The 15,356-nt window shown below is 68.3% G+C and carries 16 protein-coding genes, 1 tRNA gene and 1 pseudogene; 11 read left to right on the forward strand and 7 right to left on the reverse strand.

The features are described 5' to 3' along the window. Nucleotides 1-99: 99 nt before the first annotated feature. A complete protein-coding gene (locus Z052_RS07210) occupies nucleotides 100-1,107 on the reverse strand; it encodes an IS110 family transposase (protein ID WP_099288930.1) in 1,008 nt (335 codons plus the stop codon). Between the two features lie 258 nt (nucleotides 1,108-1,365). Then, nucleotides 1,366-1,623, reverse strand: a pseudogene (locus tag Z052_RS07215) (cation:proton antiporter); the annotation flags it as partial. A gap of 51 nt (nucleotides 1,624-1,674) precedes the next feature. Between Z052_RS07215 and Z052_RS07220 the strand changes: the two are divergent. From Z052_RS07220 to Z052_RS07230, 3 genes are all read left to right on the forward strand, one after another. Further along, nucleotides 1,675-2,046 carry a hypothetical protein gene (locus Z052_RS07220; RefSeq protein WP_099288931.1) on the forward strand — a complete coding sequence of 124 codons (372 nt, stop codon included), beginning with the start codon at nucleotides 1,675-1,677 and terminating at the stop codon, nucleotides 2,044-2,046. Nucleotides 2,047-2,117: 71 nt separating this feature from the next. Then, the gene (locus tag Z052_RS07225; protein WP_094495453.1) at nucleotides 2,118-3,419 is read left to right on the forward strand and encodes a ribonuclease R family protein; all 1,302 of its coding nucleotides are present in this window, start codon (nucleotides 2,118-2,120) and stop codon (nucleotides 3,417-3,419) included. Nucleotides 3,420-3,459: 40 nt separating this feature from the next. Then, nucleotides 3,460-4,017, forward strand: a complete 558-nt coding sequence (locus Z052_RS07230; RefSeq protein ID WP_094592901.1) for a hypothetical protein — start codon at nucleotides 3,460-3,462, stop codon at nucleotides 4,015-4,017. 16 nt (nucleotides 4,018-4,033) lie between these two features. Here the strand turns inward: Z052_RS07230 and Z052_RS07235 are convergent, their stop codons facing one another. The 3 genes from Z052_RS07235 to Z052_RS07240 form a co-directional block, all read right to left on the reverse strand. Beyond that, nucleotides 4,034-5,317, reverse strand: a complete 1,284-nt coding sequence (locus tag Z052_RS07235) for an MFS transporter (protein WP_099288932.1) — start codon at nucleotides 5,315-5,317, stop codon at nucleotides 4,034-4,036. A 185-nt stretch (nucleotides 5,318-5,502) separates the two neighbouring features. Then, complete coding sequence (locus tag Z052_RS21215; protein WP_255375966.1) at nucleotides 5,503-5,631, reverse strand: hypothetical protein; 129 nt, start codon at nucleotides 5,629-5,631, stop codon at nucleotides 5,503-5,505. Between the two features lie 184 nt (nucleotides 5,632-5,815). Then, nucleotides 5,816-5,887: transfer RNA gene (locus tag Z052_RS07240), tRNA-Ala, on the reverse strand. A 258-nt stretch (nucleotides 5,888-6,145) separates the two neighbouring features. Between Z052_RS07240 and Z052_RS07245 the strand changes: the two genes are divergently transcribed. The 3 genes from Z052_RS07245 (at nucleotide 6,146) to Z052_RS07255 (ending at nucleotide 9,016) form a co-directional block, all read left to right on the forward strand. Beyond that, entirely contained in the window at nucleotides 6,146-6,904 is a 759-nt protein-coding gene (locus tag Z052_RS07245; protein ID WP_049931759.1) for a DUF120 domain-containing protein, read from the forward strand. Beyond that, a complete protein-coding gene (gene ribB, locus Z052_RS07250) occupies nucleotides 6,904-7,656 on the forward strand; it encodes a 3,4-dihydroxy-2-butanone-4-phosphate synthase (protein WP_099288933.1) in 753 nt (250 codons plus the stop codon). Before Z052_RS07245 ends, ribB begins: the two co-directional genes overlap by 1 nt. A 430-nt stretch (nucleotides 7,657-8,086) precedes the next feature. Then, nucleotides 8,087-9,016 (forward strand): branched-chain amino acid transaminase, encoded by a 930-nt coding sequence (locus tag Z052_RS07255; protein WP_049931757.1) that lies wholly within the window; start codon nucleotides 8,087-8,089, stop codon nucleotides 9,014-9,016. Nucleotides 9,017-9,103: 87 nt separating this feature from the next. On the opposite strand, the gene Z052_RS07260 is transcribed toward Z052_RS07255, so the two are convergent. Beyond that, nucleotides 9,104-9,817: a DUF502 domain-containing protein gene (locus Z052_RS07260; RefSeq protein WP_049931755.1), complete on the reverse strand. Its 714-nt coding sequence runs from the start codon at nucleotides 9,815-9,817 to the stop codon at nucleotides 9,104-9,106. An 84-nt stretch (nucleotides 9,818-9,901) separates the two neighbouring features. Further along, on the reverse strand, nucleotides 9,902-10,741 hold the full coding sequence (locus Z052_RS07265) for a proline dehydrogenase family protein (protein WP_099288934.1): 840 nt from the start codon (nucleotides 10,739-10,741) through the stop codon (nucleotides 9,902-9,904). Between the two features lie 132 nt (nucleotides 10,742-10,873). Here Z052_RS07265 and Z052_RS07270 point away from each other — a divergent pair, with 132 nt between their 5' ends. From Z052_RS07270 to Z052_RS07285, 5 genes are all read left to right on the forward strand, one after another. Beyond that, entirely contained in the window at nucleotides 10,874-11,416 is a 543-nt protein-coding gene (locus Z052_RS07270; RefSeq protein ID WP_049931752.1) for a CDP-2,3-bis-(O-geranylgeranyl)-sn-glycerol synthase, read from the forward strand. A gap of 151 nt (nucleotides 11,417-11,567) precedes the next feature. Next, nucleotides 11,568-11,750: an HVO_0416 family zinc finger protein gene (locus Z052_RS07275; RefSeq protein ID WP_049931749.1), complete on the forward strand. Its 183-nt coding sequence runs from the start codon at nucleotides 11,568-11,570 to the stop codon at nucleotides 11,748-11,750. 78 nt (nucleotides 11,751-11,828) lie between these two features. Continuing rightward, nucleotides 11,829-11,987 carry a hypothetical protein gene (locus Z052_RS20455; RefSeq protein ID WP_006111597.1) on the forward strand — a complete coding sequence of 53 codons (159 nt, stop codon included), beginning with the start codon at nucleotides 11,829-11,831 and terminating at the stop codon, nucleotides 11,985-11,987. Nucleotides 11,988-12,093: 106 nt separating this feature from the next. Beyond that, nucleotides 12,094-13,938: a UvrD-helicase domain-containing protein gene (locus Z052_RS07280; RefSeq protein WP_049931748.1), complete on the forward strand. Its 1,845-nt coding sequence runs from the start codon at nucleotides 12,094-12,096 to the stop codon at nucleotides 13,936-13,938. Beyond that, on the forward strand, nucleotides 13,935-15,290 hold the full coding sequence (locus Z052_RS07285) for a Xaa-Pro peptidase family protein (protein ID WP_099288935.1): 1,356 nt from the start codon (nucleotides 13,935-13,937) through the stop codon (nucleotides 15,288-15,290). Before Z052_RS07280 ends, Z052_RS07285 begins: the two co-directional genes overlap by 4 nt. Nucleotides 15,291-15,356 lie beyond the last annotated feature (66 nt).

Below are 15,356 nucleotides of genomic sequence, written 5' to 3' on the forward strand. Positions count from 1 at the left end.
GGCTCAGGAACCAGCCGGCAGGCGGTCAGAACGTGAACGCGTTAGCTGTGGCTCACACCCGCTGCGACCGGCCGATGAGGGCCGCCGGCTCGGCGGCCCTCAGGCACTCACCTCTGGTGGATCGTACACCTCCGTGCGATCAAGCATATGGAAGATCGACACGAGCAGTTTTCGCGCCGTTGCGACAATCGCTATCTGGTGGTTCTTCCGCTGTTTCAATCGAGCGTAGAACCGTCCAAGATACGGATCGTTGCACCGGTGAACCGCTGTTTGAACACACTGAACGAGGATCCAGCGTAAGTCTCCACTTCCGCGTTTCGAGATCGATCCTTCCGTCCGCGAGTCGCCTGACTCGCGGACGACCGGATCCAATCCCGCGTAACTCACCACCTGCTTTGCCCCGTCGAACCGGTCGATCTCACCGATCTCCGAGGTGATTAGCAGCGACGAGTAGAAACTCACGCCCGGAATCGTCATCAACAGCTGCGTCTCCTCGAGAGACGCAGCGGTTTCCTCGATCAACGATTCGAGTTCTTCTATTTGAGCGGTTAACTCGTCGATGATCGAGAGGAACGACTCCATCAACTGATCGCCGACCACACCGAGCGAGACATCCTCGCCGGCGAGGATGTCTCGCCCGTTCACACTGAACGGATCCCAGTCGTAGGTGATCCCGTGTTTGTCGAGTAGGGCGTGGACTTCGTTTTTGAAGTCCGTACGCTTTTCGACGAGTCTCTTCCGGCCGCGCACAAGTGCGCGGCGCTCCCGGAGCTCTTCGGACGGAACGTAACTCTCAGCGATCATGTCGGCTCGGCGAAGTTGCGCGAGCAACTTCGCGTCGAGCCGGTCGTTTTTTACCTCAGCATAGCCGATCGCCTTGGTTTGGGTAGGATCTGCGACAACCACGTCGAGGTGTTCGTCGAGGGTGTCGTAGACCGTGTAGTAGTTGCTGGTTGCTTCGAGCGCCGCTTTGGCTCCAGCGTATTCTTCGGCAACGTCGTCGAGATTCGCGTTTTTGACGCGAATCTCTTCGACGACCTCGGCATCGTCGTCCAAAACAGCGACGTGCGACTCATCTTTATGAAGGTCGATTCCGAGGTAGTACATGGTTCCTGTGAGGCGGTTTGTGCGTGAAGGGAGCCACACCTATTCGGGCTCGCCGCCCGGATGCCGACGGCATCCGGGCGGCCTCCCATGATAGTGCGTCCTTGGCAGGTAGGCCAATCAGAGCCACGCGTTCTATGACGCTGTTGAATCATCGGCCTTTGACCACCCCAGTACCTCTTCACGCACGCTGGGGACTTAGCAGGCTTTCATCCCATCAGAGCCGACTGTTTATAAATAAACGCCCGCTGCGCCGAAATCCTATCCACTCGCCCCACTGCCGTCCGCTCCGTCGCGGTCCAGCCACGCGGTCGCGATCGACTCGAACGGCGCGGAGTAGCTCATCAGCGTCGTGCCCAGCACCGCCATCACGAGGACGTAGCCGACCGCGAACGCGTTGATCGTCCCCGCGAGCGCCGGGTCGAACGTCCCCGCGTTCGCGCCGGTGACCGCGACAGTCGCGATGATCAGCGAGAACTCGCCGCGGGTGGTCATCTCGAGTCCCACCCGCGTCGAACGCGCGTCGGCCGCGCACCAAACGCTAAGTGGGGCGGGAACGAGATGCGCGGTATGTGGGGCTCCCGGGGAAGTCGGGACCGGCGAACGGTCGTCTGTATCGCGTGCGGGGACTCGGTGCTGCGGGAGGACGCCCGCGAGTACGACAAGGAGGGCGACCGCTGGAGCCGGCGCGACAAGGAGTTCGAGTACCTCTGTGCCGACTGCGACGACGGGATCTGTCACCAGCCCCGCGACGGGCTCGAATCGCTACTGCGCTCCATCGAGGCGGACGGGCTCACCGACGAGGAGTTCCTCGACCGCTACGTCGAGGCGGTGACGAGCGGCGACGGTGACCGCACCGACGAGGACAGATCGGGTGCGCGCTCGGACCGCGGCCAGTCGGATAGGCAGCGCTCCGACCGCGACCGCGACCGAGACCGGTAGCCCCGTCGCCGGATCGAGTCCCCGTCAGCCCGCCCGACAGGCCTTTCTAACGGACCCGCGTTGGTGGAGGTATGTCAGACGACGAGCCGAAGCCCGGGTCCGCCGAGGACCAGGGCCCCGTGACGATCACGCCGGAGCTCGCGGACCGACTCGCGGAGAAGCGCGAGGAGCTGTTCGAGGAGTTCGAGATCCGCGACGAGTTCCCGAGCGAGGTCCTCCGCGAGGCGGAGGCGCGGACCGAGGGCGTCTACGAGGAAATCGAGGCCGAGATCGACAAGCGCGAGGACCTCCGTGACCTCACCACGTGGACCACGGACCCGGTCGACGCGCAGGACTTCGACGACGCGATTTCGATTAAACGCGAGGAGGGCGCCTACCGGCTGTGGGTCCACATCGCCGACGTCACCCACTACGTCACCCCGGACACCGCGATGTGGGAGGAGGCGGTCGAGCGCGCCAACACCGTCTACCTGCCCGACTACACGATCCACATGCTTCCGCCGGTGCTGGCCGAGACGGTCTGCTCGCTCGTCCCGAACGAGGACCGACTCGCGCACACCGTCGAGATGGAGATCGACGACGAGACGCTATCCTTCGAGGACATCGACATCTACAAGTCCGTCATCAACTCCGACGAGCGACTCACCTACAAGGAGTGCGAGAACCGGCTGGAGGACCCCTCGCTCCCCCTCGGCGAGGAGAACGCGCTCGCCTTCGAGCTCGCCGACCGCATGCACGAGCAGCGCAAGGCAGACGGCTCGCTCGTGTTAAATCCCCGGCGCGACCGCGCGCACACCATCATCGAGGAGTCGATGCTGAAGGCGAACAAGGCGGTGACGCACACGCTGATGTGGGACCGCGGCGTCGAGGCGATGTACCGCGTCCACCCGCAGCCGACCCCCGACCAGTGGAACGAGGCGCTCAAAGAGATCCAGGAGCTCGACGGCGTCTCCATCCCGGGCGAGGCGTGGGGCGACGACCCCCGGAAGGCGGTCAACGCCGCCTTGGAGGAGTCGCCCGAGCGCCAGCTCAACAAGATCCAGCGCGCCGTGCTGAAGGTGATGCCGCGCGCGAAGTACATGAACGACCCGTTCGGTGGCCACCACGCGCTCAACTTCGACATCTACGGCCACTTCACCTCGCCGATCCGCCGCCTGTCGGACACGATCAACCACTGGATCGTCCACGAGAACGACGTGCCCGAGACCCTCGTCGAACTCTGCGACCACGCCAGCGACAAGCAAAAGGACGGCGAGACCGCAGAGCGGCTGTACAAGCAGTTCCTCCAAGAACAGGGGCTCGACCCCTACGCGGTCAACAACCGCGGCGTCGAGATCGTCGAGGATTCAGAGGAAGCGAAACACACCGCCTGAGCGGCGAGAGATATAGACCTGTGCGGCCGCAAATCGTGGTATGGACGCACACGACCACGACAGCGCGGACCGGCACGAAGGGGACCCGCTCGAACCGACCGGCGATCCCGAGCGCGACGCGGAGCGCGCGGCGACGGTCGGCGGCTTCACCGGGGCGGTCCTCGGCGCTCGGGGCGGCCCCGTCGGCGCCGGCATCGGCGCGCTGCTGGGCGGGTCGACGGGCTACGCCGTCGGCTACGCACTGAGCGAGATGGAGTCGGCGGAGGACGAGCCGTTCGAGCACGACGAAGCCGGACGCGAGACGACGGAGGCCGATCCGGACGCGACCGAGACCGACAGCGGGCCCGTCACGATCGACGTCCAGTCGGAGGGAGAGCACGACGGAGATGCGGACGACGGAGGGGAAAGAGGCGATCACGAGGAGTACGAGGCGGACGACGAAGCGGCAGGAGCGGGCGACCACGGGGAGGGCGAGGCGGACGACGGAAGAGGGGAAGCGAACGGCCACGGGGCGGACGATCACGACGATTCCGGCGAACGAGCGCGCGACGACGACTCAGCCGAGGACGAAGGCGACCGCGACGGGGGCGCGGACTGACCGGCGGCGCCCCGGATCAGTCCCGTCGCGTCGCAAAGCGTGACACCGCCGTCGCTGACACCGCGCCGAGCGCCGCGATGATCGCCAGCACGACGAACAGCTCCGACGGGCCGGCCCGGGTGAGTATCGTTCCGGCCAGCGTCGACCCGAGCGCGCCGATCCCGAAGATCCCGACGTACGTGTAGCCGAACGAGAGGCCGCGCGCCTCGCTGGGCGAGTATGCCGCTACCGTCGCCTGCGAGAGCGGCTGGACGGTGAACAGCGCGACGCCGAGCGCGAGCGACACCGCGACGAACGTGGCGATCGTCCCCGTCGCGGGGATGAAGAGCAGCGCGAGCGCGGACAGAATACCCATCAGCGCCATCAGCCCGCGCTCCGGCGGCACGCGGTCGGCGATCCGACCGCCGAGGAACTGGCCGAACACGCCGACCGTGAGGACCGCCACGTAGAGGTACCGTCCCGCGTCGAACTGATCGGCGTACGGGCTCTCCGGGTCGACCAACTGGAGGTCGACGAGCCCGCCGAGCACGTCGCCGAGGAGGTCCGGCAGAAACGTGAGGAACGTCCGGTAGTAGAGCCCGCTGAACGTGACGAACGCGAACACGAGCAGGAACCCCCCGGCGATCAGGATCCGAGTGTCCGTCGCGACCGACGACAGCGAGACATCGCCGCTCGCTCCGCCGGTCGAGTCCCCGTTCGGACCCCCGTCGGCGGCCGACGCTCCCGGCTCGGGGTCCGCGGACGAGAGCGCCGCGTCCACGTCGACGGTGACGCCGTACGCGGCGACGGCGACCGCGGGGAGCGCGAGCGCGGCCGTGACGAGCCGCCAGTCGAACGCCAAGAGCAGCAGCGCGGTCGCCAGCGGACCGAGCGCGATCCCGAGGTTCCCGCCGATCCCGTGGTAGCCGAGCGCGGTCCCGCGCTGGTCGACCGAGGTCGAGAGCAGCGACAGCCCCGCGGGGTGATAGACGCTCGCAGTGAGTCCCCATATCGCGACGGCCACGGCGAGGACGGGGAGCGTCGGCGCGAGGCTCACGGCGAGGAACGAGCCCGCCATCCCGGCGAGGCAGGCGAGGATGAGCGGCTTCGACCCGAAACGGTCGACCAGGATACCGCCCGGCAGCGCACCGACCCCGAACAGCCCGTAGCCGAGCGTGACGATGACGCCGAGCGCGGCCGCCGTCGTCGAGAACTCACCCACCCACACCGTCAACAGGATTGGGATCGACAGCTCGTATGTGTGGACGAGCCCGTGCGATCCCGCGGTGAATCCGACTATCCGTCGCTCGGCGGCGTCCATGTGAGTCGCGGGTTCGGCGGGTCCGTTCATAACCTCGGGGGTACCCGCCGCGGTTGCCGAGAGTGCGGGGCGTCGGCGGCGTCCCGAGGCGGACGACGACGACGAACGCTGTTCCGAGAGGTCTGACGTGACGCAGAAAGCGCCTCGCACTCGGGCCGCGCCCGCCGGACCGGTCGGGAAGCCGGTTATAGCGTCGACGTGTACAGGAGCAGACCGACGGCGATCACCGAGACCAACAAGATCCACCCGACCATGATTACCCCCATCTGACGGTGCGTGAGGTTGGTTCCCTCGAGTATCTCAGAGACGCTCATACGCCGACGGATTCGCCGAGGGTATTTAATCGCTTCCAACGGGAGAGATCCAGCGTGCGAACCGGGTCGGAACGACCGAAACGGGAGTCGAGTGGGCTCACAGGGGTCTCGTGAGGATCAACGAACGGGACCGAGCGAGCTGCGCGGGTTGCGCCGCTCGCGACCTTGCTCGCGGCGGAAAACATGGACTCGCGGGGATTTGAACCCCGGGCCTCTTCCTTGCGAAGGAAGCGATCTGCCACTGATCTACGAGCCCTCATGACGAATCAATCGCCGTTCGTATTTGTACCTTACCTTTCGACGACCCGTGCGGGAGTCGCTCGCATCCGGCGGCCGAATCGGTTCGGTCGAGGAACCGAAACATCGCGAAGCCGGCCGGCACCGACGGGGTTACATGTCCAGCGGGCGAACTGTTTGATCCTGCGGTTCTTGGTCGGCTCTACGACTACATAACGTTTTTGAGATGCGTACCACATTCGTTACTCTTTTGCCCGCGGACGACCGACTGTAAGGTATGTCAGACGCGACGGCGACCGACGCGGACACCGACGTGGACTCGGCCGCGCTCGCGGCCCTCAAACACGTCGGGCTGGTCGGCGGGCTCTCCGAGACGAAGGTGTCGTGTGCGGCGCTCGGTGACCGGCTCGACGCCTCAACGCAGACCGCCTCTCGGCGCCTCCAGACCCTCGAATCCGCGGGTTACGTCGAGCGCGACGTGGTCAGTGACGGGCAGTGGGTCCGCGTGACGGACGCGGGCGAAGCCGCGCTCCGCGCGGAGTACGCCGACTACCGCCGGCTGTTCGAGTCGGACGTCGGACTCTCGCTCCGTGGGTCGGTCACCGGCGGGATGGGCGAGGGGCGCCACTACATCACGCTCTCGGGCTACGCCGAGCAGTTCCGCGAGCGCCTCGGCTACGACCCGTTCCCGGGCACGCTCAACGTCGACCTCACCGAGGAGAGCGTCCGCCGACGCGGCGAGATGGCCGGTATCGACGCCGTGCCCATCGACGCGTGGGAGAGCGAGGAGCGCACCTACGGCGCGGCCACCTGCTACGGGGTCACCCTCGTCGCGGGCGACGAGCGCTACGAGGAGGTCCACGCCATCGTCCCCGATCGGACCCACCACGACGACGACCAGCTCGAACTGATCGCGCCGGACCGGCTGCGCGACGCGCTCGACCTCGCCGACGGCGACGCGGTGGAGGTCCGCGTCGAGCCGACGAGCCGGGCCGACGAGCCCGGATCGGTCGCGGCCGAGACGGAGGTCGCCTGATGCGCGCCGACGTCGACGCCGACCCGGAGGCGAGCGCGGGCGGAGCGGAATCGGCCGACGCCACCGAGGGGACCGAGCCCGCGGACGACGCCGACGCGGTCGAGCGCGCGCTTGACGCCTTCCGCGCCGGCGACCCCGTCTGCGTCCACGACTTCGCGGACCGTGAGGGGGAGACAGACATCGTCTACCCCGCGGGCGCGGTCGACGAGGCCGCGGTCACGCACATGCGCAACGACGCGGGCGGCCTGATCTGCGTGGCCGTGAGCGACGCGGTGGGCGACGCGTTCGACCTGCCGTTCCTCGCTGACGCGCTCGACCACCCCGCGGTCGACGACGACCCGGACTACGACGACCGCTCCTCGTTCTCGCTGCCCGTGAACCACCGCGAGACGTTCACCGGGATCACCGACGCGGACCGCGCGAAGACCATCGCCGAGGTGGCGAACGCGGCCGGCCGCGTCCGCGGCGACCCGGGCGGGTACGGCCCGGAGGACTTCGCCGCGGAGTTCCGCGCGCCGGGTCACGTTCACGTCCTGCGCGGCGACCGCGACGGGCTCTCGGGGCGCACCGGTCACACCGAACTCGGCCTCGCGATGGCCGAGGCGGTGGGCGCCGCGCCCGCCGCCGTGGTCTGCGAGATGCTCGACGACGAGACGGGCGACGCGCTCTCGCCCGCGGACGCCGCCGCCTACGCGGCCCGCCGCGACATCCCGTACGTCGAGGGCGCGGCCCTCGTCGAGGCGCTGAAATAATCGACCGCCGCTGCTGTCGGCGCGCGCCTGCGAGCGGTCGCCCTCGGCGACCGCAAGTCAGCGCGTGCGAGGGAGTCAGTCGCCGGAGCGAAGCGGAGGCGACTGACGGGGCTGGGGAGGTGAGAGGTGCTGTGCGGAGCGGTGCGGGGTAGGACTCAAAGGGGCAGCCGTGAGAGCGACGTAGGCGACGCAAGCACTGGAACGAAGGAATAAACGCAGTGAGCGGCCGAGTGAAGCGCGCAGCGAGCGTACGTCGCCCTCACGGCTGGGGCTCTGGCGGTGTTCGTGTCGGGATCGTCTCTGTTTCGCCGAGCGGCTGGGGCTTTGTAAGTGGTTGTCGTTGTCCCGTCAGAGGAATCGAAACTCGGTCCGTCCCGACAACCCCGACCGGTTGTCACAGTTTTAAGCCCGCCGGCCGCAACTACCGAGTATGGGATTCGACGAGATGGACGTCGACACGATCTGGAAGAACGGGGAGTTCCTCGACTGGGAGGACGCGACGACCCACGTTCTGACCCACGCGCTCCACTACGGGAGCGGCGTGTTCGAGGGCGTCCGCTGTTACGACACCGAGCAGGGGCCGGCGATCTTCCGGTGGGAGGAACACCTCGACCGGCTGTTCGACTCGGCGAAGATGTACGACATGGACATCGAGCACTCGCGCGAGGAGATCACCGAGGCGACCCTCGAACTCCTCGATCGGCAGGACCTCGACTCCGCGTACGTCCGGCCGATCGCCTACTACGGGTACGATTCGCTCGGCGTCTCGCCGAAGGGCTGCCCGACCGACCTCGTCCTCGCCGCGTGGCCGTGGGGGGCGTACCTCGGCGAGGAGGCCCTCGAGGAGGGGGTCGACGTGATGGTCTCCTCGTGGCGGAAGCACGCCTCCTCGCAGGTGCCGACGAACGTGAAGACGACCGGGCTCTACGTCAACTCCATGCTGGCGGGCGAGGAGGCGCGCCGGAACGGCTACGTCGAGGCCATCGTCCTGAATAAGGAGGGGAACGTCGCGGAGGGACCGGGCGAGAACATCTTCATGGTCAACGACGGCGAGATATACACCACCGGCCCCGCGCAGTCGATCCTCGAGGGGATCACCCGCGACACCGTGATCGCCCTCGCCGAGGAGCGCGGCTACGAGGTCCACGACGAGGCGGTCATCTCCCGCGGACAGCTGTACACCGCCGACGAGCTGTTCTTCACCGGCTCCGCGGCCGAGGTCACCCCGATCCGCTCGGTCGACGACACGGAGATCGGCTCGGGAAGCCGCGGCCCGGTGACCGAGGAGCTTCAGGACGCGTTCTTCGACCTGGTCGAGCGGCGGACCGACGACCACGACGAGTGGTTCACCTACCTGTAGCTCGCCTCGCCTGCTTTCTCTCGATCTTTTTTGAATCGCCGCGCGCGAAGAGCCGCTAGTCACTCGAACTGCCGGCCGCTCGAACCGCTACTCGCTCGAACCGCTCCCGTCGGTCGCCGACCCCTCGCCGTCGCTCGGGGTCCCGTCCGTCCGGACGCGTCCGAAGCCGCCCGGGGTCCCGTCGCCGTCGCCCTCCGTGGGCGCCTCCTCGTGGACGGGGACCTGATGAGCGGACTCGGCGAATCCGGCGGAGAGGACCCGCGTCATCCCCTCCTCGACCGTCTCGCCGGTCTCCTCGACCCGGTCCGGTTCGACCTCGATAACGAAGCCGGTGGTGATGTTCGGGGCGGTCGGCATGAACAGGACGATCTTTCCGTCTCGGGTCTTTTTCCCCGTCCGGAACGCGGTCATCCGGATCCCGGGCCACGTCTCGATGTACACCGGGCTCTGTAGCTCGTCGGTGCCGGAGATCGCCGTCTCGATCGCGAGCTTCGAGGCGTTGTACACGACTCGGAGTGCTGGGATCCGGTTGATCGCGTCGTCCACCGCCGACTCCGCCAGCCGACCCAGCGTCGTCCGCATGAAGTACCCCACCGCGAGCACCACGGTCGCGAACACCGCGAACGCGATGACGACGCGGGAGACGGGCTCTAGCGGCGCCGGGATGACCTCGGGCTGGAGCCCCTCGATGAGCGGGATCGAGGCGATGTACTGGTAGATCCAGCGGAGGACTAACAGGAGGACGAGGAGCGGCGCCAGCACGATGAGCCCGCTGGCGAAGTCGCGTTTCCACGTGGACATCTATCGGATCGGTATGTGTCGGCAATCCTTAAGAGGGCTTCCACGCGCCGGCGGCGCGGGCGAGGTCGCGAGGCGTCGCGTCGACTACTGCCCCAGCACCGCCCGCGCCGCGAACGTCAGGTTCTCCTTGCGCTCGCGGACGCGGCGGTAGAAGTACGAGAGCCACTTGTCGCCGTAGGGCGCGTACCGGTGGACGTCGACCCCCTGCGCGGCGAGGTCGCGCTGGGCGTCCTCGCGGACCCCCATGAGCATCTGGACCTCGTAGTCGGCGCCGCGGTCGCGGGCGAGCCGGTCGGCGAGCGAGATCATCTCGGGGTCGTGACTGCCGACCGCGATCCCCCGGTCGCGCCGCTCGAACAGCGTCGTCAGGTCGTCGCGGTACGCCTCGTCGACGCGGGCCTTGTCGGTGTACGCGATCGAGGACGGCTCGTCGTAGGCCCCCTTCACGAGCCGGAGCTTCCCCGGAACGTCGATCAGGCGGTCGAGGTCGTCCGCGGTGCGCCTGAGGTTCGACTGGACGCACTGCCCGACGCTCCACGGGTAGTCGGCGGCGATCGACTTGAAGGCGTCGAGGGTGGCGTCGGTGGTGTCTGCGTCCTCCATGTCGCACCAGACGAACGCGTCGACCTCGTGGGCACGAGCGACGATCTCTCGGTAGTGCTCCTCAAACAGGTCGGTCGAGACGTCCATCCCGATCTGCGAGGGCTTCACCGAGACGCAGGCGTCGAGGCCGCTGTCGGCGATATCGTCGAGCAGCCCGAGGTAGGCGTCGGTGTCCGCGCGGGCGTCCGCGGGGTCGTCGTAGTGTTCGCCGAGCAGGTTCAGAATGACCGCGACGCCGTCCTCGTTCGCGGCGCGGACGTGGTCGAGGGCCGCCGGGACGCTCTCGCCGGCGACGAACCGGCTAGCGACTGGGGGGATCATACTGAGCGTTCCGGCTGGCGCGAACTTTACCTTTGTCGAGTCGGCGGCGACGACCGCAATCGCGTGTGCGGTGCGGCGACCGGCGGCGACGGATCCGGGGTTTATAACACGCCGCGCGCCGCCCGTGGGGACATGATCGGTACGCTCGTCGCGACCGCGTTCTGGGCGATGCTCCCGGCGTACGTCCCGAACAACGCCGCGGTGTTGGCCGGCGGCGGACGCCCCATCGACGGCGGCCGCGAGTGGCGCGGGGCGCGGCTGCTCGGCGACGGGAAGACATGGCGCGGCACCGCGGTCGGCACTCTCGTCGGCGTCCTGCTCGCGCTCGCGCTCAACGCGCTCGCCGCCCCAGCGAGCGCGGCGCTCGGGAGCGACCTGCCGACGTTCGCGCTCCCGGCGGCGTTCGCGCTCGCCTTCGGCGCGATGTGCGGCGACATCGGCGCCTCGTTCCTCAAGCGTCGCTCGGGCCGCGAGCGCGGCGCCGCGTTCCCCGGTCTGGACCAGCTGGACTTCGTCGTCGGCGCGCTGGGGCTCGTCTTCCTCGTCGACACCGACTGGGCGCTCGCTGCGTTCACACCGGGCGTCCTCGCCGTCGTCCTCGTGATGACTCCGGTCCTCCACGTCGTCACGAACGTCGGCGCGTACGCGCTCGGAGTCAAAAACGAGCCGTGGTGAGCGACGCTACGCTTCCGCCCGCGGCGTTCGGTCTGCCCTGATGTTTGGTTTCGACTCTTTTTGTATCTCTTGTTGATCGATTGTCCGCGTAATTCGCAGCGACGAGAACGGCAGAAAGACATATATATTGGTGTGGCATACGATGACACGCATGTCTAGTAGTGCACCCAGCTCGGACGACGACGTGTTCGACGAGTTCCTCTCCGACCGCGGCCACGAGACGGAGATCGTAGGCTGGGAGCGATCCTATAACAAGCTCCAGTGTCCCGAGTGCGGTGCGCTCCACGAGGAAGGAACCGCGACGTGTTCGGTCTGCGACTGGCGGCCGAACTGACGCGCGCCGCGTTCCGCGAATTTTCTTTCCGTCATACCCCCCGGTAGTATTATGTGGAATTACTCGATAGTGACTATCATGCCGACCTGTCAGAACTGCGGTTCCTTCGTCACGACAGATTACGTTCGGGTTTTCACCCCGAACGAGGTCGATCGGCCCCGCGTCTGTCCGGCCTGCGAGGACCTGGTCCGCGACGGCGCCGACGTGCGGGAAGCGCGCGCGACGCGGAGCGGCTGACGGACCGACCGGACGATGACGCGACGCTCTGCCGCCGCGGTCCGGCGCGCGCATCGAGGGCAACCGAGCCACGGCGTTTAAGGAGAACCGGAATCTGGAGGTAATAATGACTGATACCACGGTGACGCGGCTGTTCGGGGGGCCCGGGAGCGGGAAGACGACCGCGCTCCTCGACCGCGTCGAGGAGATCCTCGACGAGGAGGGCGCCGACGTGCGCGACGTGCTCGTCGTCTCGTACACGCGCGCGGCCGCCGCCGAGATCCGCGAACGGCTCGCCGAGCGGCTCGACATCTCCCCGCGCAGCCTCCAAGGGAACGTGAGCACGATGCACGCGAAGGCGTACGAGCTGCTCGACCTCTCGCGAGGCGACGTGGTGGGCGAGGACGACAAGGAGGCGTTCTGCGAGGAGTACGGCATCGAGTTCGAGGACCAGCACGGCGGCGCCGGTCGCCGGACCGCGCGGTCGACGACCATCGGCAACAAGATCATCGCCACCTCGCAGTGGCTCCAGCGCACCGAGCGCGACGTGGCCGACTGGTACGACGTGCCCTTCCAGTGGAATGTCGAGGAGGTCCGGCTCCCGCCCGAGGAGGACCCCAACGCCCAGCAGGGGAACAAGTACACGCCGACGTGGCCCTCCGACGACGACCGGATCGACATCCCCGAGACGATCCGGGCGTGGCGGACGTACAAGGGGGAAAACGACCTCGTCGGCTTCGCGGACATGCTCGAACGGGTCGCGCAGCGCTCGCTCGTCCCCAGCGTCGACTACCTGATCATCGACGAGTTCCAAGACATCACGACGCTCCAGTACAACGTCTTCGAGGAGTGGCGCCCGCACATGGAGAAGGTGCTCATCGCCGGCGACGACGACCAGGTCGTTTACGCGTGGCAGGGGGCCGACCCCGACCTCCTCCTCGACACCGACGTCGACGAGGACGTGGTCCTCCCGAACTCCTACCGGCTCCCCTCGGAGATCCTCAACGTCGTCAACGCCGAGATCCGCCACATCGACAAGCGGCAGGAGAAGGACCTCCACCCGCGCACGGAGGGCGGTTCCGTCGAGGCGATCGAGTCGCCGTCGATGATCGAGCTCGTCCGGAACGTCCGGTACACCGTCGAGGACGACGAGGGCGACGTGATGTGCCTGTTCCGCGCCCGGTACCAGATGTTCGACTTCATCGACGAGTTCATCGACCACGGCATCCCGTTCACGATGCTCACCGACGGGCGGATGTGGACCGACCGCGTCCAGGACTACGTCAGCGCGATCGAGAAGGCCGAGGCCGGCGACCCGGTCACCGGGCTGGAGGCGCGGCGGCTGGCGGACATGCTCCAGGAGTCGGCGTTCGGGACCCACGACCGCGAGGAGTTCTACGACTTCCTCGACGACCGCGAGGAGGCGGCCGACTCCGACGATGTCGCCGACATCGACATTGCGGCCGACACGCTCGACGAGTACATCCCGTTCATGCCCGACACCGCCAGCGCCGACGACATGGTCCGGAAGGTAACGAGCTTCCAGCGCAAGTCGATGGGCGCGTACTTCGAGGGCGAGTACCAGGGCACTGACCCGACCCGCGTCCGCGTCGGCACGATCCACTCGGCGAAGGGCCGCGAGGCCGACCACGTGTTCGTCGCTACCGACCTCACGGAGAAGGTCGTCGAGCAGATGGCGGCCTCCATCGACGACCCGACCGACGTCGACGGCGTCGAGGAGTTCACGAAGTCGACGAGTCCCGTGCCCGTCCTCACCGACAACGAGCGCCGCGTCTTCTACGTCGGGATGTCCCGCGCCCGCGAGCGGCTCGTGATCATGGAGAGCCTCATCAGCGGTGCGCCGACGCTGCCGATCAGCGTCCTGTTGTTCAACGAGCTCCGGGAGGAGCCGGCCCAGGAACTCGTCGAGGAGGTCCAGGCGGAGCTGGCGGTGCCAGAGCCCGAGCCGTGAGCGAGGACGACGCGGCCGCCATCGACCGCGAAAAAAATCCCCGCCCGCTCCGGACCGACCTCCGACCAATCGTCGAGGCGGTCCGCGACGCCGACGCGGCCGCGTTCGTCGCCGTCGGCGACCGCTTCGACGGCGACCTGCGCTACCTCTCCCGCTTCGCCGGCCCGGACAGGCCCTCCGCGCTGGTCGTCGTCCCGACGGGCGAAGCGACCGCCGACACCGTCGGCCGCGCCGTCCTCTGTGCGCCCGCCCTGTTCGGCGAGCAGGCCGAACGCGAGTTCGTCGCGAGCGCGCGGGTGTCCCACGAATCGGGGAGCGGTGGGCCGACCGACGACGAGGTCGGCTTCCACGACGGGGTCGCCCGCGAGGTCCGGACGGAGCGCGTCGGCGACCACGCCGGCGAGCGCGCGGCCGCGGCCGCCGCGGATCTCGCGGGCGGAGCGAGCGGCGACGGGGAAGGAGTCCTGACGCCCGCGTCGATTCCGCACGACGCCGCGGTGTACCTCGAACGGGCGGGGTTCGAGCCGGCGTCGACGGAGGCGGTCGCGACCGCTAGGGCGCGAAAGACGCCGGCGGAGCGGGACCGCATCCGGCGCGTCCAGCGCGCGACGGTGGCCGGGATCGCCCGCGCCGAGGCCGTCCTCACCGACTGCGAGGCCGTCGACGAGGGGAGCGAGGAGACGGCGGCCGGGCGGGCCGACGACGACCGCCGACCCCCGCTCCGGTGGGACGGGGATCCGCTGACGACGGAGCGACTCCGCCGCGAGGTGAACGCGGCCCTCGCCGCGCGCGGCGTCCGCGACGCGGGCAACACCGTGATCGGCGCCGGTCCCTCGGCGGCCGACCTCCACTACGTCGGCGACGACCCGGTCCGGCCGGGCGAGACCGTACTGCTCGACGTCTCGCCCCGCGGTCCCGACGGGTACTACGGCGACGCGACCCGGACGTTCGTCGTCGACGGCGACGGCGGCTGGGCGCGGCGGGCGTACGTCGCGGTCGAGGCCGCGCGCGAGGCCGCGCTCGACGAGGTCGAGCCGGGCGTCCCGGCGAAGACCGTTCACGGCGAGGCGGCGGCGGAGCTCGCCGCCTACGGCTTCGACCCGAACGCCGGGGAGGGCGAGGCCGGCTTCACCCACGGCACCGGCCACGGCGTGGGCGTGAGCCTCCACGAGAGGCCGTCGCTGTCGGGCGCGGGCGAACTGCGTCCGGGACACGTCGTCACCGTCGAGCCCGGCGTCTACGATCCAGATATCGGCGGCGTCAGGCTGGAAGACCTAGTCCTCGTCACTGAAGACGGATACGAGATACTGGCGGAGCATCCGTTCGGCATCGCGCCGCGCGAGCGGGAGTGAGCGGCGGGTAGCTACGACCGGTCTTTGCGCTATCGGCGCGCTTTTGAGACTCCCGCCGAAGCCCGA

It is taken from the genome of Halorubrum sp. C191 (assembly GCF_002727095.1).
GTDB lineage: Archaea > Halobacteriota > Halobacteria > Halobacteriales > Haloferacaceae > Halorubrum > Halorubrum ezzemoulense.